General features: G+C 51.7%; 42 protein-coding genes. All 42 read right to left on the bottom strand.

The features are described 5' to 3' along the window. Positions 1 to 5 precede the first annotated feature (5 nt). The 42 genes from PED39_05435 to PED39_05230 all read right to left on the bottom strand — a co-directional run bounded on the left by PED39_05435 (position 6) and on the right by PED39_05230 (position 18,570). Positions 6 to 527: a DUF4355 domain-containing protein gene (locus PED39_05435; protein WII07031.1), complete on the bottom strand. Its 522-nt coding sequence runs from the start codon at positions 525 to 527 to the stop codon at positions 6 to 8. Between the two features lie 324 nt (positions 528 to 851). Further along, entirely contained in the window at positions 852 to 1,937 is a 1,086-nt protein-coding gene (locus PED39_05430; protein ID WII07030.1) for a minor capsid protein, read from the bottom strand. Beyond that, entirely contained in the window at positions 1,934 to 3,316 is a 1,383-nt protein-coding gene (locus PED39_05425) for a phage portal protein (protein WII07029.1), read from the bottom strand. Before PED39_05425 ends, PED39_05430 begins: the two co-directional genes overlap by 4 nt. A 4-nt stretch (positions 3,317 to 3,320) precedes the next feature. Then, a complete protein-coding gene (locus PED39_05420) occupies positions 3,321 to 4,574 on the bottom strand; it encodes a terminase family protein (GenBank protein ID WII07028.1) in 1,254 nt (417 codons plus the stop codon). Then, positions 4,567 to 5,082, bottom strand: coding sequence for a helix-turn-helix domain containing protein (locus PED39_05415; GenBank protein ID WII07027.1), 516 nt, complete (start codon positions 5,080 to 5,082; stop codon positions 4,567 to 4,569). The genes PED39_05420 and PED39_05415 overlap by 8 nt, the downstream gene beginning before the upstream one ends. Positions 5,083 to 5,235: 153 nt before the next feature. Continuing rightward, positions 5,236 to 5,442, bottom strand: coding sequence for a hypothetical protein (locus PED39_05410; GenBank protein ID WII07026.1), 207 nt, complete (start codon positions 5,440 to 5,442; stop codon positions 5,236 to 5,238). 283 nt (positions 5,443 to 5,725) lie between these two features. Continuing rightward, entirely contained in the window at positions 5,726 to 5,986 is a 261-nt protein-coding gene (locus tag PED39_05405; protein ID WII07025.1) for a hypothetical protein, read from the bottom strand. Further along, positions 5,983 to 6,168 carry a hypothetical protein gene (locus PED39_05400; protein WII07024.1) on the bottom strand — a complete coding sequence of 62 codons (186 nt, stop codon included), beginning with the start codon at positions 6,166 to 6,168 and terminating at the stop codon, positions 5,983 to 5,985. The genes PED39_05405 and PED39_05400 overlap by 4 nt, the downstream gene beginning before the upstream one ends. A gap of 3 nt (positions 6,169 to 6,171) precedes the next feature. After that, the gene (locus PED39_05395; GenBank protein WII07023.1) at positions 6,172 to 6,393 is read right to left on the bottom strand and encodes a hypothetical protein; all 222 of its coding nucleotides are present in this window, start codon (positions 6,391 to 6,393) and stop codon (positions 6,172 to 6,174) included. 243 nt (positions 6,394 to 6,636) lie between these two features. Further along, a complete protein-coding gene (locus PED39_05390) occupies positions 6,637 to 6,837 on the bottom strand; it encodes a hypothetical protein (protein WII07022.1) in 201 nt (66 codons plus the stop codon). Further along, entirely contained in the window at positions 6,834 to 6,995 is a 162-nt protein-coding gene (locus PED39_05385; protein WII07021.1) for a hypothetical protein, read from the bottom strand. Before PED39_05385 ends, PED39_05390 begins: the two co-directional genes overlap by 4 nt. Further along, complete coding sequence (locus PED39_05380) at positions 6,995 to 7,198, bottom strand: hypothetical protein (protein ID WII07020.1); 204 nt, start codon at positions 7,196 to 7,198, stop codon at positions 6,995 to 6,997. Before PED39_05380 ends, PED39_05385 begins: the two co-directional genes overlap by 1 nt. A 1-nt stretch (position 7,199) precedes the next feature. Further along, the gene (locus PED39_05375) at positions 7,200 to 7,406 is read right to left on the bottom strand and encodes a hypothetical protein (protein WII07019.1); all 207 of its coding nucleotides are present in this window, start codon (positions 7,404 to 7,406) and stop codon (positions 7,200 to 7,202) included. After that, positions 7,397 to 7,534 (bottom strand): hypothetical protein, encoded by a 138-nt coding sequence (locus PED39_05370; protein WII07018.1) that lies wholly within the window; start codon positions 7,532 to 7,534, stop codon positions 7,397 to 7,399. The genes PED39_05375 and PED39_05370 overlap by 10 nt, the downstream gene beginning before the upstream one ends. Next, positions 7,531 to 7,692: a hypothetical protein gene (locus PED39_05365; GenBank protein ID WII07017.1), complete on the bottom strand. Its 162-nt coding sequence runs from the start codon at positions 7,690 to 7,692 to the stop codon at positions 7,531 to 7,533. The genes PED39_05370 and PED39_05365 overlap by 4 nt, the downstream gene beginning before the upstream one ends. A 199-nt stretch (positions 7,693 to 7,891) precedes the next feature. Next, positions 7,892 to 8,101: a hypothetical protein gene (locus tag PED39_05360; GenBank protein ID WII07016.1), complete on the bottom strand. Its 210-nt coding sequence runs from the start codon at positions 8,099 to 8,101 to the stop codon at positions 7,892 to 7,894. A gap of 257 nt (positions 8,102 to 8,358) precedes the next feature. Further along, positions 8,359 to 8,589: a hypothetical protein gene (locus PED39_05355; protein WII07015.1), complete on the bottom strand. Its 231-nt coding sequence runs from the start codon at positions 8,587 to 8,589 to the stop codon at positions 8,359 to 8,361. Continuing rightward, on the bottom strand, positions 8,565 to 8,819 hold the full coding sequence (locus tag PED39_05350) for a Lar family restriction alleviation protein (protein ID WII07014.1): 255 nt from the start codon (positions 8,817 to 8,819) through the stop codon (positions 8,565 to 8,567). Before PED39_05350 ends, PED39_05355 begins: the two co-directional genes overlap by 25 nt. Further along, the gene (locus tag PED39_05345; protein ID WII07013.1) at positions 8,816 to 8,998 is read right to left on the bottom strand and encodes a Lar family restriction alleviation protein; all 183 of its coding nucleotides are present in this window, start codon (positions 8,996 to 8,998) and stop codon (positions 8,816 to 8,818) included. Before PED39_05345 ends, PED39_05350 begins: the two co-directional genes overlap by 4 nt. A 187-nt stretch (positions 8,999 to 9,185) precedes the next feature. Beyond that, positions 9,186 to 9,365 carry a Lar family restriction alleviation protein gene (locus PED39_05340; protein ID WII07012.1) on the bottom strand — a complete coding sequence of 60 codons (180 nt, stop codon included), beginning with the start codon at positions 9,363 to 9,365 and terminating at the stop codon, positions 9,186 to 9,188. Between the two features lie 41 nt (positions 9,366 to 9,406). Further along, positions 9,407 to 9,619 carry a hypothetical protein gene (locus PED39_05335; protein WII07011.1) on the bottom strand — a complete coding sequence of 71 codons (213 nt, stop codon included), beginning with the start codon at positions 9,617 to 9,619 and terminating at the stop codon, positions 9,407 to 9,409. Then, the gene (locus PED39_05330; GenBank protein ID WII07010.1) at positions 9,616 to 9,759 is read right to left on the bottom strand and encodes a hypothetical protein; all 144 of its coding nucleotides are present in this window, start codon (positions 9,757 to 9,759) and stop codon (positions 9,616 to 9,618) included. The genes PED39_05335 and PED39_05330 overlap by 4 nt, the downstream gene beginning before the upstream one ends. Beyond that, positions 9,760 to 10,110, bottom strand: a complete 351-nt coding sequence (locus tag PED39_05325) for a hypothetical protein (protein ID WII07009.1) — start codon at positions 10,108 to 10,110, stop codon at positions 9,760 to 9,762. Between the two features lie 295 nt (positions 10,111 to 10,405). Next, positions 10,406 to 10,873: a DNA N-6-adenine-methyltransferase gene (locus tag PED39_05320; GenBank protein WII07008.1), complete on the bottom strand. Its 468-nt coding sequence runs from the start codon at positions 10,871 to 10,873 to the stop codon at positions 10,406 to 10,408. Beyond that, positions 10,870 to 11,820, bottom strand: coding sequence for a hypothetical protein (locus PED39_05315; protein WII07007.1), 951 nt, complete (start codon positions 11,818 to 11,820; stop codon positions 10,870 to 10,872). Before PED39_05315 ends, PED39_05320 begins: the two co-directional genes overlap by 4 nt. Positions 11,821 to 12,204: 384 nt before the next feature. Next, on the bottom strand, positions 12,205 to 12,462 hold the full coding sequence (locus PED39_05310; protein ID WII07006.1) for a Lar family restriction alleviation protein: 258 nt from the start codon (positions 12,460 to 12,462) through the stop codon (positions 12,205 to 12,207). Continuing rightward, on the bottom strand, positions 12,459 to 12,620 hold the full coding sequence (locus PED39_05305) for a Lar family restriction alleviation protein (GenBank protein WII07005.1): 162 nt from the start codon (positions 12,618 to 12,620) through the stop codon (positions 12,459 to 12,461). The genes PED39_05310 and PED39_05305 overlap by 4 nt, the downstream gene beginning before the upstream one ends. A gap of 840 nt (positions 12,621 to 13,460) precedes the next feature. Beyond that, entirely contained in the window at positions 13,461 to 13,610 is a 150-nt protein-coding gene (locus PED39_05300) for a hypothetical protein (protein WII07004.1), read from the bottom strand. A gap of 20 nt (positions 13,611 to 13,630) precedes the next feature. Continuing rightward, entirely contained in the window at positions 13,631 to 14,014 is a 384-nt protein-coding gene (locus PED39_05295; protein WII07003.1) for a Lar family restriction alleviation protein, read from the bottom strand. Continuing rightward, positions 14,011 to 14,223 carry a hypothetical protein gene (locus tag PED39_05290; protein WII07002.1) on the bottom strand — a complete coding sequence of 71 codons (213 nt, stop codon included), beginning with the start codon at positions 14,221 to 14,223 and terminating at the stop codon, positions 14,011 to 14,013. The genes PED39_05295 and PED39_05290 overlap by 4 nt, the downstream gene beginning before the upstream one ends. Continuing rightward, positions 14,220 to 14,468 (bottom strand): hypothetical protein, encoded by a 249-nt coding sequence (locus tag PED39_05285; protein WII07001.1) that lies wholly within the window; start codon positions 14,466 to 14,468, stop codon positions 14,220 to 14,222. The genes PED39_05290 and PED39_05285 overlap by 4 nt, the downstream gene beginning before the upstream one ends. Further along, on the bottom strand, positions 14,444 to 14,704 hold the full coding sequence (locus tag PED39_05280; protein WII07000.1) for a winged helix-turn-helix domain-containing protein: 261 nt from the start codon (positions 14,702 to 14,704) through the stop codon (positions 14,444 to 14,446). Before PED39_05280 ends, PED39_05285 begins: the two co-directional genes overlap by 25 nt. Further along, positions 14,701 to 14,844, bottom strand: coding sequence for a hypothetical protein (locus PED39_05275; protein ID WII06999.1), 144 nt, complete (start codon positions 14,842 to 14,844; stop codon positions 14,701 to 14,703). Before PED39_05275 ends, PED39_05280 begins: the two co-directional genes overlap by 4 nt. Further along, on the bottom strand, positions 14,841 to 15,068 hold the full coding sequence (locus tag PED39_05270; protein ID WII06998.1) for a hypothetical protein: 228 nt from the start codon (positions 15,066 to 15,068) through the stop codon (positions 14,841 to 14,843). Before PED39_05270 ends, PED39_05275 begins: the two co-directional genes overlap by 4 nt. Continuing rightward, positions 15,065 to 15,778 carry a hypothetical protein gene (locus PED39_05265; GenBank protein WII06997.1) on the bottom strand — a complete coding sequence of 238 codons (714 nt, stop codon included), beginning with the start codon at positions 15,776 to 15,778 and terminating at the stop codon, positions 15,065 to 15,067. The genes PED39_05270 and PED39_05265 overlap by 4 nt, the downstream gene beginning before the upstream one ends. Continuing rightward, a complete protein-coding gene (locus tag PED39_05260; protein WII06996.1) occupies positions 15,775 to 16,035 on the bottom strand; it encodes a helix-turn-helix domain-containing protein in 261 nt (86 codons plus the stop codon). The genes PED39_05265 and PED39_05260 overlap by 4 nt, the downstream gene beginning before the upstream one ends. After that, entirely contained in the window at positions 16,032 to 16,199 is a 168-nt protein-coding gene (locus PED39_05255; GenBank protein WII06995.1) for a hypothetical protein, read from the bottom strand. Before PED39_05255 ends, PED39_05260 begins: the two co-directional genes overlap by 4 nt. Further along, on the bottom strand, positions 16,196 to 16,924 hold the full coding sequence (locus PED39_05250; GenBank protein WII06994.1) for a hypothetical protein: 729 nt from the start codon (positions 16,922 to 16,924) through the stop codon (positions 16,196 to 16,198). The genes PED39_05255 and PED39_05250 overlap by 4 nt, the downstream gene beginning before the upstream one ends. Further along, positions 16,921 to 17,793 (bottom strand): hypothetical protein, encoded by an 873-nt coding sequence (locus PED39_05245; protein WII06993.1) that lies wholly within the window; start codon positions 17,791 to 17,793, stop codon positions 16,921 to 16,923. Before PED39_05245 ends, PED39_05250 begins: the two co-directional genes overlap by 4 nt. Further along, positions 17,790 to 18,005 carry a hypothetical protein gene (locus PED39_05240; GenBank protein ID WII06992.1) on the bottom strand — a complete coding sequence of 72 codons (216 nt, stop codon included), beginning with the start codon at positions 18,003 to 18,005 and terminating at the stop codon, positions 17,790 to 17,792. The genes PED39_05245 and PED39_05240 overlap by 4 nt, the downstream gene beginning before the upstream one ends. After that, a complete protein-coding gene (locus tag PED39_05235; GenBank protein ID WII06991.1) occupies positions 18,002 to 18,163 on the bottom strand; it encodes a hypothetical protein in 162 nt (53 codons plus the stop codon). The genes PED39_05240 and PED39_05235 overlap by 4 nt, the downstream gene beginning before the upstream one ends. Further along, a complete protein-coding gene (locus PED39_05230) occupies positions 18,160 to 18,570 on the bottom strand; it encodes a hypothetical protein (GenBank protein ID WII06990.1) in 411 nt (136 codons plus the stop codon). Before PED39_05230 ends, PED39_05235 begins: the two co-directional genes overlap by 4 nt. Positions 18,571 to 18,769 lie beyond the last annotated feature (199 nt).

The raw sequence follows: 18,769 nt of genomic DNA, 5'->3' as shown, positions 1-18,769 counted from the left end.
TCACCTCACTTCAGCCCTGCGGCCTTCCTCATCTGTTCGAGCAAGTCGTCAGATTCGGCAGACGATGGGGCAGTCGGGGCTCCGCGTCCTCCGACCTTATCCGCGTAGAGCTTGTTGCCCTTCTCGGTGGATGCGTCCGCTATGGCCTTGATAGCGGCCAGCAGTGACTTCTCATCCTGCGCACCGTTCAGAAGCACGGATGCGAGTTCCGTTGGGAGTCCGGCATTGGATAGTTCCTTCTCGGCCTTTGTGAGCCGCAAGGCATTCTCCGCCTCCTCTGCACGCTTGATGAGTGCGTTCCTCTCGTCCTCGGCTTCTGCCTTTGCACGCTCGGACTCGTCCATCTTCAAGCGATCAAGTTCGGTCTTATGCTTGGCCTCCGCCTCGCTGAGTTCCTTCTTGTGCGCACGCTCCGCCTTGTCCAGCCTCTCTTTGATGAGACGGTCCAAGTCGGCCTGTGAGAACTTGAGTTCCTCTGCGGGGGGATCTGTTGTTGTGTTCTCCGGTACTATTGGTTCTTCGGACACGGTTAACCCTCCGTTTGGTGATTGTATGATATTCTCGCGGAGTTTATTATGCCGTGGTCAAAACTGACAGGGGACGACGATAAGGAGAACCCTTTGGAAGGAGAGAGCAACCGTCGCCCCCTTTGAAGGAGGTAATGTTACGGAACCCTCCCTCATGTAAGGAGTGTGCCGGGGTATTCTATTTGGTTATTCTCGACGTTGCGTAACGTAACCCGGGCCTCGAAGAGTGTATGAGCCTGCTTCGCAAGGGGCTCCCGGATCCAGACTTACGATCTGATACTCCCGGCAGATGGAATATGCCCGCTTAGGTTTATTATGCCGTGGTCATTCGTCGAATTTGCCCGTCTCGATACCCAATCTCTTCTTCGCGGCATCGGAACCATAGCGCATGATGTACTCGTTGTATGTCATCGAGGCAGGGACCTTTATCGTCTTACCCTCTGCGTTCCTCGCGGCCCTCATCCTGCCCTCTGCATTCATGACGGTGGTGATGTAGCACCTGCAATTGGGATGGAATGTGGGCATCGGCCCACCAGAACCTACCTTCACGATCTTCCCATCATATCTCCCGCAGATCTCACAGGTCTTCTCGTCAAGGGTACAATGGATCTCGTACTCCTTGAATCCGAGATCCTTCATCTCCTCATAATCGGCATCGATGGAGGCCTGGGCCATGGTAGTCCTGACAAGTCTCACACATTTGTAGGATTCCTTTCCAGTGAGAGCTTCCACATCCTTTGCGATGTCATCATACGAGTGCCCGTCCAACCATCCTTTGGTGCAGATGCGCTTCACTTCCTTCATCTCCTCGTCGGTGAAGAGCTTGACCTTGTCGTACACCCCCTCTCCGCGAAGGGTCTCATCGACCGCTTCCATGTTCGGAATGTCGAAGGAGATCCCGATTCCCGCTTCCATGGAGGAATCGTAGGCGAGACGGGATACGGATTCATCCATGACCTCCTTGCCAGTGCTCTTGAGAACCTTGTCGTACTTCCCTGCGAGGACACGGGATTCGATCTTCTGTGCCTCGTCGATGGCCTTCTTACGGGTCATGCGATAGGAGTATGCGGGAGTGGAGAGGCGGGTGAGCTCCTGCGTCCTATATGGTTCGGGGAGCTTCCTCGCCCTCTCGATCAGGAGGTCGATGTCCTTGGGCTTGACGAAGCCGTCCATGTATTGACGGGCCTCCTCTCTCGAGGAGAACCCGCCTTTCTGTTTGTATGTATCGAGGATTTGCGCAATATCATCCGAAAGTTGCTCGGATGCTTGCTTGGTGGCCCTTATGAGAGTGCGCATAGCGAGTTGGGTCAAGGCGGTAATGGCGAGGACTTTCGCCGCCCCCCTCTTCTGTGACTTGGAGAGCTTGCCCTTCTTGGACTTGCCGTCATTGACCTTGTCTATCGCCATCATTCGACCTCTTCAGCCTCTTCCTCAGCGTCCAGCTGTTCCCTCACCTTATTGCCGAGATTGTTCTGGAGGAAATCCATCTCCATCTGCTGCTGACGCTCCATGTCGAGCTTCGTCTCCACGGCCAGACGTTCCTCCTCTATCGTGACATCCTCCACATAGGGGCAGTTCTCCATAGCCGTTCTCCTCGACAGGATCCTTGCCCCGATGTAGGTGTTGAGTGCATTGGCCTCATTGATGATGTCGGCAGGTATGTCGAATCTGAACACAATCCTCATGTTCTCCACATCGACCGCATCGGCATCTCCGAAGAGGATGTATGAGTAGAGCTTGCATCTCCTCTTGTAGCCCTTGTTGAACTGCGCTATCAGGGACTGCGCGAGATTGTTCAGCCCCTGCAGCTTGAACTTGATCGCCACACCGGAGGAATTGGAGGCGAAGGCCTGATCGGAGAGGTCGGGGATCCTGCTAATCTTGTGGAGGTCGGACTTGATGTCATCTATGAGGACCTGCACCGAGTTCTCGTCGAATGTCTTGACGAGATATGACAGGTCGGCATCCTTGGGAATCGCCAGATATGCCATTTCCTTTATCTGGCCCATATTCTCTTCCACCTCTTCTCTGTCATCTCCGAAGGTGACTCCTTTAGCTACGATGACAGCCGATGCAAAACGGTTCTTGTCTGTGACACGGTCCGACAGCACCTGATTGATGGCGTTCTGCAGGGACATGACGGGCTCGAAGTCCCCTCTCATAGTGGCATTGTTCCTGTACTCGGTGATGGGGACCCTGTCGAATCCGTGAGGGCGGGCCTCCATGACCTGCGAGAATGTGTTATTGTCGAGCTTGTAGCGTGTGATGTTGATCGCGTCGTACACATCGAGGTAATGTGTCCTCTTGTTATCCTCATCGACCTCCTCGTAATGGATCGCACCGAACACTGAATCCGGATCGATGGTGGTGTCGTATGCGACGAAACAGTGAAGGGGGCTGATCGCCGCACTCTTGGGAACGAGTGTTCCGTTCTTCTCCTCGCAGAAGCAGACCTCGAATGCCCTTCCGTATATGGAGCAATCGTTGACAAGCTTCTGATCCACCTCTTCCTTGGTTTGATGCCTGTAGAGGTCTATGACCTCTTCTGCCTTCTCGTCCCCTTCCCCTGCGGTATACTGGGGGGGATTCCCTGCTACATAGGAGGCCTTGGTATCGCAGATGTATTTGCAGTAGTTGGATACGCACGCATATTCGTCTTTCGCGCACTGTCCGGTATCGTATGCCCTGTCTATCGCAGCCAAACGGTCGAGTCTCGCTTTGAACTGGTTGAATGCGTTCCTGATGCTCTTCGGAGTGATCTCCGGCGGTGTCCTTATGATGTCTTCCATGTTCTCATCTCCTCAGTCTCGGCTCGATAAAGGTAGAGGCTGCGTAACGTGTTTCATCCGCGAGATCGTCGTGTTCTTTCACGACCTTGTCCTCTCCTCTCTCCGATGCCTTCTGGTCCCAATGGTAGAGATAGAGCTCCTCGATGGTCAGTGGACACTCGGGAGAGATATAGAGAACGTGCGTTTTCAGGAGTCTGGCGGTTGCGGAAATGCCGTCCAACACCTTCTTGTCAGGGGTTTGCGGCATCCAGTGTCTGCGCTCAGCTTCTCTGACGAGTGCCTCTCCGCCTCCCCCATAATCTATCGTAAGATTCATCTTCGAGATCCCGCCGAGCTCCTCGGTTATCTTCTCGAAGACATCCATATACTCTGAAGTGGTCATCTTGGAGGCCTGTTCAGGTGTGGCCCTCCATTCCTTAACCTTGTAATATGTTTTGGTGGGCTTGTCGTATGCGTACCAGCCCATCGCAGTAGGATGGACCGTACCGAAGTCGATGGCTGCCCAACGGACCGTAGCGGTCTCGGGAGGACTCTTGATGCACTCTTCCCCGAAGAATGGATAAACGAGCCCCTCCGCCACGCATCTCTCCCCTAAGACCTTCCTGCGATATTCCGCCCCCGTGTATGTGAGCTCCAATGCGCGGATCTTCTCGGGAGTCATGATGGGATTGTCCGTCAGTTTGAAGTGCCTCTCCGAATAACCCCCGAACTCCTCCTTCTCCTCAGCGGACATGTTGAGGAATCTGTCGGTGTACTCGGTGTAGATCCTGTTCCGGGGATTCTCGGGATTGGATGTCCACAGCACCCAAGGATGCTCTGAGGCGGAGATACGGGCAAGGGCCTCCTTGATGAAGTTCTCGTGATGCTTGGTGATCTCATCAGCCACCCAGAAATCCGCCGTGAATCCTCTGAGGGAATCATCCGAATCGGAATCGTCCGCACCGAACAGAACGACCCTGACGGGACCGTGCTTGGTGGGGATGATGATTTCGCCTTCGTGCTGCTTGAACTTAGCTTTAGGGGCGAGATCGAGCAGTCCCATGGCGGTCTTGACCACATTGTTCTTCGCTGATTTCGTGGTATTCCCCGAGAGTATGCCCTGCTTCCATGTAGGGTTGTTCTCAATGTGATATAGGAGTGCGAGGATGGATGCCTGCGTCTTTCCGCATCTGACAGGGCCCTCCCAGAACTGGAGCTTGTCCTCGCAGGTTATCCAGTCGAGGACATGGCTCGGGGGCATAATCAAAGTGTCACTCATCGTCCTCGCCTGTCCTTGTCTTCTTCAATGCTTCCGTGAATGCAGTCAATATCGGGTTGTCGGAATCGACCTTATCGTCAAGTCCTCCCCATTTGCCTACGAGTGCAATGTATTGGCGGTACTCCTTGAGGTACGATATGGTCAGGGATTCCCTTGTGGCATCGCCATCCACGAAACGGACTCTATCCAAACCGTCCTTGATGCGGGTGAGTCCGTCCCATAGGCCTCTCAGTGCATGATCCGACAGATTATCAAGATCGATGTGCGATATGGGCGGGAATGCTATGGACTCGTCATTCCGTGGAAAATTCCGATTTTCTTGGAAATTTCCGTTCATCGATTCCATTTTCTTCTCTGCCTTTCTCTCGGCTAAATCCTCGTCCACCTTCTTCTTCCACTGATAGACTGCGGACTTCTTCACATCGTATTCCTTGAGGATCTTGCTCACAGGTACACCTGCATAGAGCTTCATCAGTATCTCTGCGCGTACCTTCTTGTCGACTGCCACGGGTTACCCTCCGTTAAGGTGATTCTAACATTACGAAGCGGTTTTATTATGCCGTGCTTGAAAAGTGTCGGTCTATCTCCCGGCCGACAGGGATCCGTACCAAGGAATGATATTCGGTTATTACGGGTGTCCTTCCCGGTCATAGAATGACGGTCATGGCAGCCTGAGATAGGCATAGACCTCGTGTCCGAGCCATCTCTTGGGCTTCTTCCATCTTTCGAAGTAGTGGTATTCGCATAGAGAATCCATCTGCTTCTTCACGTTGCTGACCCTCTCGACACCTAACCTCTCGGCTACCTCGGCAGGACAGTACACCCTGCCGGGGGTCGTGATCTCTATGATGTCCTGTGAGAGTGTCATGCTCCTCCGTGAGAGGTGATCCTCCTCTATTACCCCCGAGGAGGAGGGGGATCGGATGGCTCCAAGTGTCAATGGATAAGACGATATGCGGCGAGTGCATCCCACTGCAGGCTTGCCGGATATGGGTTTAGGCCGGACCTCCCGTTCGATAAGGGATGGGATTCTCCTCACACTCTGCTTGAGAGGTCCGGTGGAGGTAGCGGGCATCACTGAGGATGCACCTTAGAGTGGGAACACTCGAAAAGTGGCAATGACACTCCGCTGTTAATGAATCTCTAAGAGTTTATTTAAAAAACCCTCGGAGAATCTCCTCGTCGAACTCAAGGAGATCGTACTTGGTGTATACATTGGTCTCGAATATCCTCGCCTCCTTGCCCTCTTCCTCGACGTTCAATGATGTACGGAACGTCAGGACATTCCTGTCATAGTTGACCGTTATGTCCTTCGCATCGTAGACACCTACTGGTCCGGGCAGCGGAGGTTCGAATATCTGCACCATGCCGTCCCTCTTCCCTTTATGGACGACGATCTTGGCGATTATCATGGCTTGTTCTCCGAGATTCCTCCGCCGATCACGGGCGAGGAAGTCTTGGGGGCCACTATTGTCTCCTTGACCGCACCGAGGATGTTATCAGCGATCCTCATGGCGGATGCTTCGTTCTTGAGTGTTGCGGAGAGGAGGTCCTCTCCGGTGTCGTCGTTCCTGAGTAATACTCTGTAGCTCATTGCTCATACCTTCTTTTCTTCTGTTGTAAAGGGTTTCTTGAGGAATGCTCTGCATTCCTGCCCGTCCGAAGGGATGACGACCTTTCCGAACTGCTTGCAGTACGATGTCACGGGTACATCTCCCCAGAACCTGTCATGTCTGACCGCCCTCTCGAGGAAATTCCTGCACTGCATGCAGGTCTGTCCTCCGTTGAGGGTATCTATCTTCGGCATACCGAAAGTCATTCAGTCACCGTCTTTGATTGGCAATTTTGACAATCGGGACAGAGGTGTTCCGTCCATCTCATCCCGGTTGTTGCCGTGTATTCTATCTCCGCCCATCCGTCAGGCAATTCCTCCGTCTCATCCGGATGGATGAAACCACATCTGGAGCATTCGTAGTTCACTCTTCCTCCCTCCTGTGAAGGATTATCAGACTCATGCATCCGATGAGGAGTGTCAATAACATCAAGAGGAAGGTGTCGAGAGTCATTCCGTCTCCCTCCCGTGCTTGATCTGCCATTTGGAATGCAGTGAATCGGTGAGGACTATCCTTCCCCTCCCTGCGAGATAGAGCATGATGTCAAGTACGGAGGATCTCGGAGCTCCGACCTTCTGCGCGACCTCATCCACACTCCTTTCCTGTTCGAGTGCCTTGAGGACGGCATTTGTGAGCTCGGAAGGTGTCATGCTTTCCTCCATAGCCCACATCCGAAGACCGTCTCCGATGCCGTCATTATCCTATCCCCGCAGCGGTATTCCTCTATGGGCTCGCCCTCAGGATCCTGACCGACCGTCCTCTTGGAGAACTCCCTGCATTCGCTGCATGAATGCGCTATGATCGCCATCACTCGTACTCCCGGCAGAGAAGACCTATCAGCTTCTCCGCGCTGCTGAGGATCGACTTGGCATCGGACAGGAGGTACTTCCTGAGCCTATCGACATCCTCATTGGTCCTGATGTTGAGTGACGACCTCGCATGGATGGATTGCATCAGCTCCCTGATCTCCCTGCGGTCGCTGTCCATGACGGATTCGTCGTAGAATGCCATGTCAGAGCACCGTCCCCACACAGGGCTCGCCGTCGAAGAAGAACCCGTGGATCCTGTTCCCGTTCTCCAACCGTATCAGGGCATCCTCGACCTCGTTCTGAGTGGCATCGAGTTCCTTCCCCATCATCGCCACAATGAGTCTTACGGGGACCGCCTTTGTACGGTTGTTCTCAATGAATTCCATAATCGCATCGTCAATCATTGCCATTCCTCCACAATCTCGAGCTCGCAGGCCTCGCATGTCCAGAATAGATGATTGGATGCTTCGTCCTCGGACGGGTACATGCGATTGCCGCAATGGGGACAGATCAGGATGATGTCCCTCCCGTCGCTCATGAGGGGACCTCCTTCCTGATGTAGGATCTGCGTGCGTTGAGGCCCCTTTTGTTTATTCCGTCGGTGCAGATTATGAATCCGTGCTCCCTCAGCTCACAGACCCTGCCTGTGACCACATTGATAGTTACTCCGAGCTCCGCGGCGATCTCCTCGTCCATGAGTCCGGGCTTCTCGGCTATGGTCTAAAACACCTTGCAGCGCAACGTGTCGAGCTTCTTCGTATTGAAAGCCCGCATGTACGCTTCCATGCTATTCTCGGCTATCATCGGCTCATCCTCTTCAGACCCTCGGTCTACGAGAATGAGAATGATTACTGCCATTATTATGCCGTGCATGATAGGACTTCGGCGGATACCACTACCCGACCTCGAGCCAGATGATGTCGGGCTCATATTCGGGACAGGGTTCGACCCCCATCTTCGTATGACTCGGTCTATCGATGAGGAAGCAGGTGGTCATCCCGGAGATCACGCAGATGTGCTTGACGCATGTCCAACAGGATTTCGGGATCTCATCCACCGACTTGCATGGAAGCGCGAAATAGCCGTAATCCGGATTGTCATTCATATTTCGGCGCCCCATAGGGCGTGAGGCAGATGGGGCAGGGTAATCTCGAATCGGTCGTATGAGGGCAGTTATAGGTTATCGGCGTCATTCATCCACCCTCCTGTTCCATCTTTCGATTAGATCCTCCATTCTGGGATTAGTACACCAAACCATCAACCTACAATTAAGGCAATGAATGAAATTACCGTCTTCGGGGGTATGATGCGCATAAACAAGGTCTGAACCTGCACCGCAGAACGGACATGGTTTAAGGTCGGTCATTTCTCCGCCTCCTCGTATATCGTTGTGAACCCGTCTTTCAGCAGTACGGTCGCAGTGCCCTCGACATCCTCGAAAGCAAGGCATAGGCCCTTCTTCCAATTACGGACGATCAGCACGAGATTCCCCTCGGAATCGCTCGCGGACCTCACGACCTTCCATCTCCTACCAATGGCATCGGAGTACCTGTTGCCGGCTGCGAAGGTCACTCCCTTGCCCTCCTGTTCCAAATCTCAATGGCCATCTGTGTGTTCGTGTGCATCGACGAACAGCATGAACATTTCGGGTTCACGCATTGGACCCAATCCTCTCCGCAACCCTTCATGATCTTGGCTGGTGCTCCGCAGAACGGACAGGGTTTCAGTTTTACAACGGTCGGATGATGAATTCCATCGGATGTCGTTCCCGTATATGTCGTAGGCCAAGGGTCACCCCACTTGCCTTTATTGGCAGAGTTCATTCCTTTACCCTCCTGTTCCATTTAGCAATTGCTTCTTTCAGTCCCTTGCCACGAACCTCCGCACCACATATAGGGTTCTCACAATTCACGGAAGCATCGTTCCCTATTTCGTATATCGTCGGCTCATAGGTGTGTATCTCGGTCGAACCGCAGAACGGACAGGGTTTGAGATCGGTCATTCATCCACCCTCCTGTTCCACTTGTCTACTAACTCCCCACGTGCGGATGTTTCACAACTTTCGTAATTCTCCAAAATACATCCGTTATCGGGATGTACGATTGAATAATGTTTGATTTTCACGAGATTGTAATCCATTATCGCAATTGACATTTCGCACCCGCAGAACGGACATGGTTTAAGATCGGTCATACCTCCACCCTCCTGTTCCATCTTTCGACGATCTGCTCTTTGTCCTCACAGTCATCGTATATCATCGCGTTACACCATCCACAGCGGATAACCCAGAACAGATTGTCGGTTTCCAGGTCATCTTCGTAGATCGTCACATCATGTCCGCAGAACGGACAGGGTTTAAGGTCGGTCATTCCTCTTCCTCCTCATCTTTGCCGAAGAACTTGATGTCCATCTATCTCCTCTCACAAAAAAGCTCCTTGATCTTGTCTTCAAGCATATCTCTGCAATCCTCTACCAATGCCCACTCCTTCGTATCATAGCGATAGATGTTGAGGGCCATCAGCTCATTGATGCATCTCCTCGCCAGTCCCATTTCTCTCGACAGATTGAAAATCTTCGCCACATCGTTCCTCGTGGGTGTGGGACGTGCCGTATCTTCGGTCATTCCTCTTCCTCCTTAGGCCTGAATTCCTTGCAATCGTTCGGTGTGTTCCCATCCTCCCATAGGAACGAGCCCAATGACCAACAGCAATGGTCGAGTTCGCACCTATAGCATTGCTCATGGTCCATGTAATGCTCGGTCATTCATTCCACCTCCAACAATATCTGTGATTTGAAACCGTTAACGTATTTGTCCACCCCGCCCCTGACCTGAACCCATGTAGTAGAATCGATAGAATCTGCTCCGGCCAATTTGCATAAGATCATACGCTTAATAGGTCCGATACGTCCGATGTGGCATTGGATACCGTGGGAATGAGCATATTCCACCCATCCTTTCATGGTTTCCAGCTTCCAATTCATCGAACCGCCAACGAATATACCGTTAATGCGATCCACGATCGAATCAATGGAATCGTAGCTCATACCGTCCTGGACTGCCAGGTATTTTGGGAATGTAGGGTACATCCTTTCCAGGATCGGCAACCATGCCATCGAAAACTCCAAGGATGCCGAATCCGTAGGTTTATCGGGTATGACGATATAATCGGGAATCCTGTTCTCTTTTACTAATCTGTTCAGGATGTTTAGGAATGGGCCAGCATTCCATTCTTCCTGTTGATTGAATGCAGAATAGCATCCGTTATCTATGGCAAAGAAAGGCCAATCCTCGGGATTGCGCCAATGATCTACCATCAATAACCCGATATTATGGATGTTGCACTTCTCGATGGTTTTGCGTGTTCCCGTTGATGTGTATAGACGCATCTGCCCATTATTGCTCATATCATCAACTCCTCGCCTCAAACATCGTTATCCTCGGAGTTGTCGGTGTTCCATAGATTACGATTACCGATGGAAACGGAGCACCTACGTTTGAGTTACCGAACTTAACGCGCCCCTTAATGAACCTCAGCTCAGATGCACGCATGACGTAATCCCTCCACCATTTAGTATCTGTCCTTGCGGGGAGTAAACATACAACTGTCCCCCCCCCCAGCCCTGTATCGTAAGCTTTCTTTACCCACTGACCGATGACACGGCCATAAGGGGGATTCATCCAGCATACATCTTTAGTCCAGTCCTGTTTCAATCCGTCAGCGTTTACATCGAAGAATCTCGATACTTTACAGTTAGTCGCACTGGCGCATACATCGAGTGTGAAATCGAACTCCTCGTTGAGCTGATCGAACAGACCTTGCGGAGTCGCCCAATCATCGGTCAGTGATGTTCTCATGCCCGAAGTGAACCCTGTCATAATAACGCCTCCGACTCATCATCGCATCCGCATTCATCGTCCTCGGCGACTGCCTTTCTCTTGGATTTTCTGGGCCGTTTCGGGTTATCCTCATGCTCCGGCTTGATTGGTTTTCTATTCCAGATGTATTTCTCGCATCCGTAACCGTTCTTCCTGTTCTCGCACTCGGAATGAATGCAATACCTGCATTCGTAATTCGGATATGCAGGCCATATTGGTTCTAACGGTTCGACGGTGTAGGGCCAGCGCAGTTCTATGCCTACCCTGTCTGCCAAATCGTTTATCCTGTCGAATAGGTCGGACTTAACCATCCCGCCGTCCTTCCAATCCCTTGTATATGGACAGTAGTTCTCCAACGCCCAGGAATAATGATCTATTAGGAAACATACATCTCTTACTTTCATCCCCCTCCTGAGAACCTCGTTTACGAAGTGCTCGGTTATTACGCTGGGGTCATACTTAGTAATGCGATATGCGTCGCATCTGGAATCATCTTCAAGCTTGATGTCGTAGATCATACCGTCTATGTCTATCAGATACAGATTGTCCGAATCCATCGAGGCATCGGCTATCTGGACGAATCTGCTGTCATATCTATGGTTTATCGGGTCGTATTCGGACAACCTCAACCAATCCTTGACTGTTCCATCGGCGTATATCTCCTTATGATAGGGCGAGCATAATTGGAGAAACGATCTCAACGACATATCGTTATGATCTATGGAGCTATCGGATGTACGGTCTATCTGATTGGTGTTCGCCAACACGCGGGTATCTGTGAGAGCTCCGCCGTTGAAGAACGTACCGATGGAATCGACTATACACTTAGCATCGGTACGATATGCACGCATGAAACCGTCCTCCTCATATACGTCCTTGAGGACGATATGACGGGCCGTCTGCTCTATGATCTTCGGCTTGAAGTCGAAGATAGACGCCTGTATCATCCCTTCCACCTTACGAAGAACGGACATCTGTCCCTTGATGCGCCTACTTTATCGGCTATCGCACATTCTATGCGACCGTTTACAAGCGACCTACCATAATGGAAACATTGGCGACAATCGGTCATTCTTCCTCCTCCATTTGAAAAATCTGCATCCGTGTCCTTTTAGAACCTGGATGTTCAGCTCGTCGCATACCCACTTCTTGCCCGACGGCGCATACTCTTGGATGCGGAAATGCTCGCAATGCCAACAGCATCCGTTATCATCGCGTGGGCCGTAATTCGCATCTTTAGCCCGATCTAATGCGGGCGTAGAATGTTTGGTATTGGATTCCTCCTGCATCTGTTTCTTATGCACGATGGATAGCATCTCGTGGCAAACCTCCTAATCATGCTCGGAGTTGTCGCAGTTGTATCTTTCGGAATCGAGCCACCCGTTGAACAGGGCCAGTAAATCCGCATCGTCATCGGCCCTCCTGTTCCATGATTCAATTGCTTTTTCGATTTTCATTTCAAGGGGGCCTTGAACAAGACAAGTATAGCAAGACACATAACTCAGTCTTTCGCCGTCTATTCCAAACTTATCTTCTAAATGCAAATAAGCTGTTTGTCCACAAAATGGGCATGGTTTAAGGTCGGTCATTCGTTCACTCTCCTGTTCCACATCTCGAACTGCCTGTCCGTTCCCTGATGGTCGCGGACCTCGATGTGGCAGGTGTTGCAGAGGATGTACCGCCCATCGTCCTCACGGTTCTGGACGTTGTTAGAACCGCAGAACGGACATGGCTTCAATTCGGTCATTCGCTCACTCTCCTGTTCCATCTATCCATGAACTCGTCAAAATCGGTGATATAGGGAATACTGCATAACAATAGGAAACAATCATTCTTAGGATGCTGAAACTCCCATACTGGCCCTCCCTGTTCTGGCGGTATATATCTGGTCTTTATCCGACATCCGCAGAACGGACAGGATTCAAGGTTGTTCATATCAACTCCCTCCCATTCCATTTCTGTACCGCAATATGTCTTTCATCCGCCATCGGGCCAGTTGCACCGCATGATTGACATTCCATCTGCCACTGCCCTTCGCCTCCGAATCTATGAGGGTAAATCCGTTCCGATTCCTTGCACCATGGGCAGGGTACGAGTTCGCAGGTCATTCCTCTTCCTCCTGTTCCGTCAATATTCTGTTAATATCTTCCCATTCGTCCTCATCTTCGAGATGGAGTATGTAATTCTCTTTTCTGGATGGGTCGGTCCCAAATATGTGATCAAACGTTACACCGACATTATACTCGTCCTCGTTAACGGGTCCTTCACAGAGAATTGATAATCTATTGAAACGTATGCGGTGCATTTGATTTTCTGACCACAGTTATAGCATTCGAGTTCCGTCTCTTCGCCATCCCCATGATTAAGCTCCTCGCCCTCGAGTTCGTTGACCGATCCGCATCTGGGGCATCTATAACACCAATCTGAGGTCATTCCTCTGCCTCCTTATACGGTTCGACTAATACCCCATCCTTCGTCAATGTTACGATGTATCTCGGATTGCCTTGATAGAAGGAATCCACCTGTGTATTGATAGTTACTACATAGTCATAGAAACCATTATTCTCATATACCTTTGATTCCACCATCATTCTCTCACCCTCTCATACCAGTCGTCCATCCCTCTCTTGCAGTTAGGGCAGTTGTCCCTGACCCATACGAACTGGAACGGGCTGTCGTCCATAGGCTTGGATATGTCCTTGAGGTCGAATATGGCCCCGCAGAACCTACACTTCATCTATACACATCCATCATCGGTCATTCGCTCGCTCTCCTGTTCCATAACCCTGCAATATCCTCATTGTCGGACATGTAATCCCTATAATGCCCGACCTGTGCTCCGCAATCGGTGCATCTGATGCAACATGAACCGTCCTCCTCGTCGGCGAACACAAGTTCCTCCGACCCACAGAAAGGACAAGGTTTCAATACTGATTCAGTCTTAGGTTTTGGCTTGTAGTTTTGAGCATATTCGTTCCACCTCTCGAATATGTCGGAAAGTGTATCTTCTCTCGTCAGTTTCAAATGGTCATAGTATTTGTGACAGCCCGTGCAATGAATAACACGGTTTCCCGATGTGTATTCCGTCATGATATTAAGATCGTCCGACCCACATTCGGGGCATGGCTTGAGTTCGCTCATCCTTTCATCCCCCACATCCGCATTCCTCCTTCGATGCCGAGCTTCTCGACGTAGCCCATCTTCTCCAGCATTAGCAATTTAGCAAATGCCTGAGTACGCTGCTGATACTCGGACTTGTCTGGGTAGAGGGCCTGTCCGAGGGATACCGCGGAGGTCTTCCCATCCTCCGGGAACAACGACAGGATCTGCTTTGCGTCCTCCGGTCTCACTGCGACAACCCCCATATCGTCTTCCTGTTGCTGGTGTGGGTTAAACCTACCTTCTGGACCAGCCCCTTGGCGGACAGCATCCTCATCATCTGACCTATGTTAGTGCTTGTGAAGTGTCCGTTATGCTTCTGATTGAGATAGACGGTCATCGATTCAGTGGTCATCGGTCCGCACTCCTTGAGGTAATCCAGTGCCTCGTCGAGAATCTTCTCCGTGATCCTCATCTGCACATCATCTCCATCCATTCCTCGAGGTCGTAGAGGCCTGCGGCCGCGACCTCTCCGTTATGGATCAGTTTCCAATCCAAACCCACTCTCTCCGTATACCCCTTGTCGCGAAGGATCTTGAGTGACTTGAGAGCAGCAGAATTGTCCATTCCGATGAGTTCGGCTATCCTCACAGCATTGTTGGGTCCGTTCTCATCTATGCAGATGAGGATCTCCGGAGTCCTCGTATGGAAGAGTTCACCCAGAATCGTCATTCCATCACCTTCGTAGTGGAGTGCTTGAGCCTCATCCTGTCGTAACATGATGAATGCACGAGGGTCGTATTGTTGTCCAACAGAAGCCATGACATCTGGTCGGTGATGAGCTCTTGACACAGCCAGCATCTTCCCTTCATTCGTCAACCTCCTGCAGTCTGGCCCCGCAGAAGGGGCACATGAAGAACATGTAGCCCTTCTTGGGTTTGTCCTGAATCTTCATCATGAGACCGTGGACCTTGCCCTTCTGCGCAGACATGTAGATCACGCCGTTGAGCAGACACATGTCCATTTCCCTGCAGCAGGGCTCCAAGACCTTGCTCACGGTCCCGTAGCGGAGTCTCCTGTCGTATGACACGCTCATTCGGACCCCTCCGAATCGATCCTCGGTGCGATGAAATAGAATCCTGACACCGTACCGTCCGTGAAGTCTATTCTTACCGGGTAGTCATTATCGAGATTGATCGTAACCTTGTACGACACGGGGATGGACTTGATCGCCGAGATGACGTATTCCTTCGGGAATACGCTCATTGCGACTGCACCCCGACCGATCCCATTGATCTCCACACCGACATCCTTGGAAGTGAGATCGTACTCTGCGGAGCTGAGCTCATCCTCGGATGCCATCGAGAATGTTCCGTCCTTCACCTTGATAGTGATAGTGTCGCCGAGATCCTGAATCCCTCTGATCGCAGTCAGCAGCCTATCCGCATCCGTCTTGATGGTATTCGGGGTCCTGATGTCCGATATGTCGATGAGAGCCATCCTGCGGGTGATATTCCCTGAGTTCATGGTCAGCCTGTCGTCGATGGAGACTTCTATGTCGTCTCCCGGGGATGATGTTTTGAGGAAACTTTGGATCTTCTCGAGGTCCATCCCGAACTCGTCCGCGGCCTCGTATCCTGTGAGAGCATCGGCAGGAATCGTGAATCCGACCATCGCTACATGGGCTGCGTCCACGCAAACGGTCTCCAACCCCTTCTCGGTGCAATTCACCATAGCAATAGATGTTACCGATGACAGGACCGAGACCAGTCCCTTGAGCATCGGCTGTGGAATGGTGAACCTCATGCGATCACCCCGTACCAGTTGACGGTCTTGTGAGTGAACGGATCCTTCTTCGTTCCTGCCTTGTAGATCAAGCCATCGTCCTCAAGCTTCTTCAGTCTCGCAGTGACGGAGGTCCTCTTTATCTTGGTGAGCCTTTCGATGTCGGCAGACGATGGGTGTCTGGCCTTTCTTATGGTGTCGAGTATGATCTGCGCCTGTGCCTCCTTCGTGGAGCCGAGGCTTGCGTATGCCTCTAAGGAGAGTACGTCGACTGTCATCTCAATCCCTCCGAGTGAAGGAAGGCTATGAGCCTGTCCGTGTGATTCTGGCAGAGCTCATATGCCTCTGTGCCCGTCTTGAATGATGAATGGGCCACGAATGCGTAGGCGATATGGACCGCGTCCTCGGGGATCTCGGCTCCGCACAGTATGCACTTGCTCATGCTACCGCCTCCCTCTTCATCGACCTCTGATAGACGACGTTGCCATCCTTGTCCTTTATCCAATAATCGAAGAAAGTGGATGAACCGCCAAGACACCTCATGGCCTCCTCATCAGCCTTCTCCTTTGCTTCCTCGACCGTTAGCTCCCTGATGCCGCACGATGTGGACTCACGGACCTCTCCGGTGTCACGGACGATGTAATCATAATGGACCGACACGATGAATCTCTCGAAATCCCTATCCCCGTAGGTCCATTCGTCTATGATCTCATGATTCTGCTCAATCCTGCAATGCTGGTTGGGCCTGAGATATAACGTGGCTGACCTGTAGGCATCCGCCAAGGTTAGACAATATGATGTGTGGCCCAGATCCTGCAGTGTCCTTGTCTGCCCCTCGGGGAGCATGACGTTCTCGAACACGAGGTAGATCCAGGGATAATGCTCAGGACCGAGTTCGTTCAGTAGCTCCTTTGGTGTGAGGGATTCCAGATACTCGTTGTATTCTTTTACCTCCCTCTCCTTCTGCTCACGGAACTGCCTTATCTCGTCCTCCTCCATGAGCCTCCTGAATTCCTTGAGGTCGGCCGTGGGGACGGTCTCGTAGTATCTGCCGCACTGCTTGCAGTTCCCCTTAAGGAGGAACCACTTCCTGCCGAACCTCTCCTCTCCCGGATACTCATAGAGGGTAACATCCCCTCCGCATCCGCATTCCATCCATGAGGTCATATCAATCCCACCTCTTGGAGATCCTTGTAGCATCTGATGGTGATGGTGGGTTGCCAATCGATCATCGGTCCATACTGGTTGATGTAATCCTTGATGATCGTACAATCCTTGTTGTTCTGATAGAATCCGAGGATCTCGACCATCTTGGCATCCGCCTCAACCGTCTTCTTGGCGAGCTCCGATTCATCAGCCTTGGTCACTGCGGCCTCGGTGTTGGTCTCTATCTTCTTCTGCACGGTCTTCGCTTCCTTCTTGGTATCGAAGAATCCGCCAGCCTGTGCTGCCTTGGTCGCACGAAGCTTTTTCCTGCGTTCCTCTTCCTGCTCCGCCTTCATCTTGTCGACGATAGGCTTGGCCGTCTCGACGATCTTCATGATCTGATCGTGGAATTTCCTTTCCGGATGGCCCTGCGAGTCGTATGATGTGATGAATCTGAACACATCCAGCAGGTCGTACTCCTCAGCACTCATACCATCGGGATCATCTGCCCTCTCTCCGATATGGTACAGGCCCTTGTAGTGGTTCTTGTAGAGCATGGATTCGGCCTTGTTCCATCCCTTGTCGAGGGTGTCGAATCCGACTGCAGTCCTCGGGAATTCCAGCCCGTGCTCCATCTCCTCATCGTCGATGCTGTAGTATGTCAGCACAGCACTGATCTTGCAACAGAGCTTGCCGTTGGCATCGGTAACGGAGAAGTCCGTCTCCTGATACTGGACAACAAGTCCCGCCTCGGTCTCCGCAGCTCCGACCTCGCGCCTGATCTGGTCGATGTCCACGGACTTGAACTGCGAGTTCGTCATGTCCTTTATCCAAGGATTCTGCTGGAGTATGGCCGCGGCCATGTTGATCCTCTGGAGAACTCCGGTCATTCCTCCACCTCCCTGAACTCGGGCCTCTTAACGTATGACGGGCATTCGTCGATAGTAACGGGCCACTTGGGCCATCTGCATGTCAGCTCGGGATCGATGGTTCCGTACTCGTTGCAAATGACCTTACCGAGCTCGATACGGCTACAGTGGATGCACTTGGAGCAGTCGTCCCCTTCTGGGTAGATGACTTCCTTCGGTGAAGGCATACTCATGACATCACCTTCCTTGCCCTGCCGACAATCGCGTATGCGTCGCCGTCCATGAAGATCTCGAGGAAGGGCCATCTCTCTTGCAGGATCTTGACCTGCGCAAGAACCTGCCTCATGGTGAGTTTCTCCTTGCGGAAGTTGATGAGGATAACATCGCTCATTGGACTTCCTCCATGTTCACGCACGCGCTTCCGCGCGCGATAGTGTGTGTATCTCTCTCTATCTCTCTATCTCTCTCGAGTGATGGGGTAACGGTATGTAGAAGAGCAACGTACTGCTTACGAACAGCCGTATTCATGAGATCCTTGAATACACTGACGTCGATGCCGTCTGTGACCGTGTCACCAAACCTCACCTTGCTGATGAATCCCCTATCGACGAGAGCTTTCCACTTCCTCTTCTGCGTCGAAGGATCCACGACCAACTCCGACATATTCATATCCTTTTCGAAATTTGAGAACCTGTAAGGGATGCTTGTCTTCCCGTCGTTGATGAAGCTCTCAATCAAATACTGCCTTTGCATCCATATTGTTCTGCGAAGCTCTTCGTATGTTATTTTGGCTGACATTTCCAACCTCCGAAGAAGCTCGAAAATCTATTGCCAGCTCGCCCTGTAACATTCATATAAATGTTATGCCAAATTTGCGCGTATATAGGGAAAATCAGGCATCTAGGCAGCTGACGCGCCTGATCTGTCGGTGCGGTTTCATCCTTCGACTTCCCGGCTTTGCGAGCATCGGAAAACCTAAGAGAGCCAGATTTACAAT

The sequence above is a fragment of the Methanomassiliicoccales archaeon LGM-RCC1 genome (genome assembly GCA_030168575.1).
In the GTDB taxonomy this organism is placed as follows: Archaea; Thermoplasmatota; Thermoplasmata; order Methanomassiliicoccales; family Methanomethylophilaceae; genus Methanoprimaticola.
Note: the sequence above shows the minus strand (reverse complement) of the source record. Positions and strands in the feature narration are given on the sequence as shown.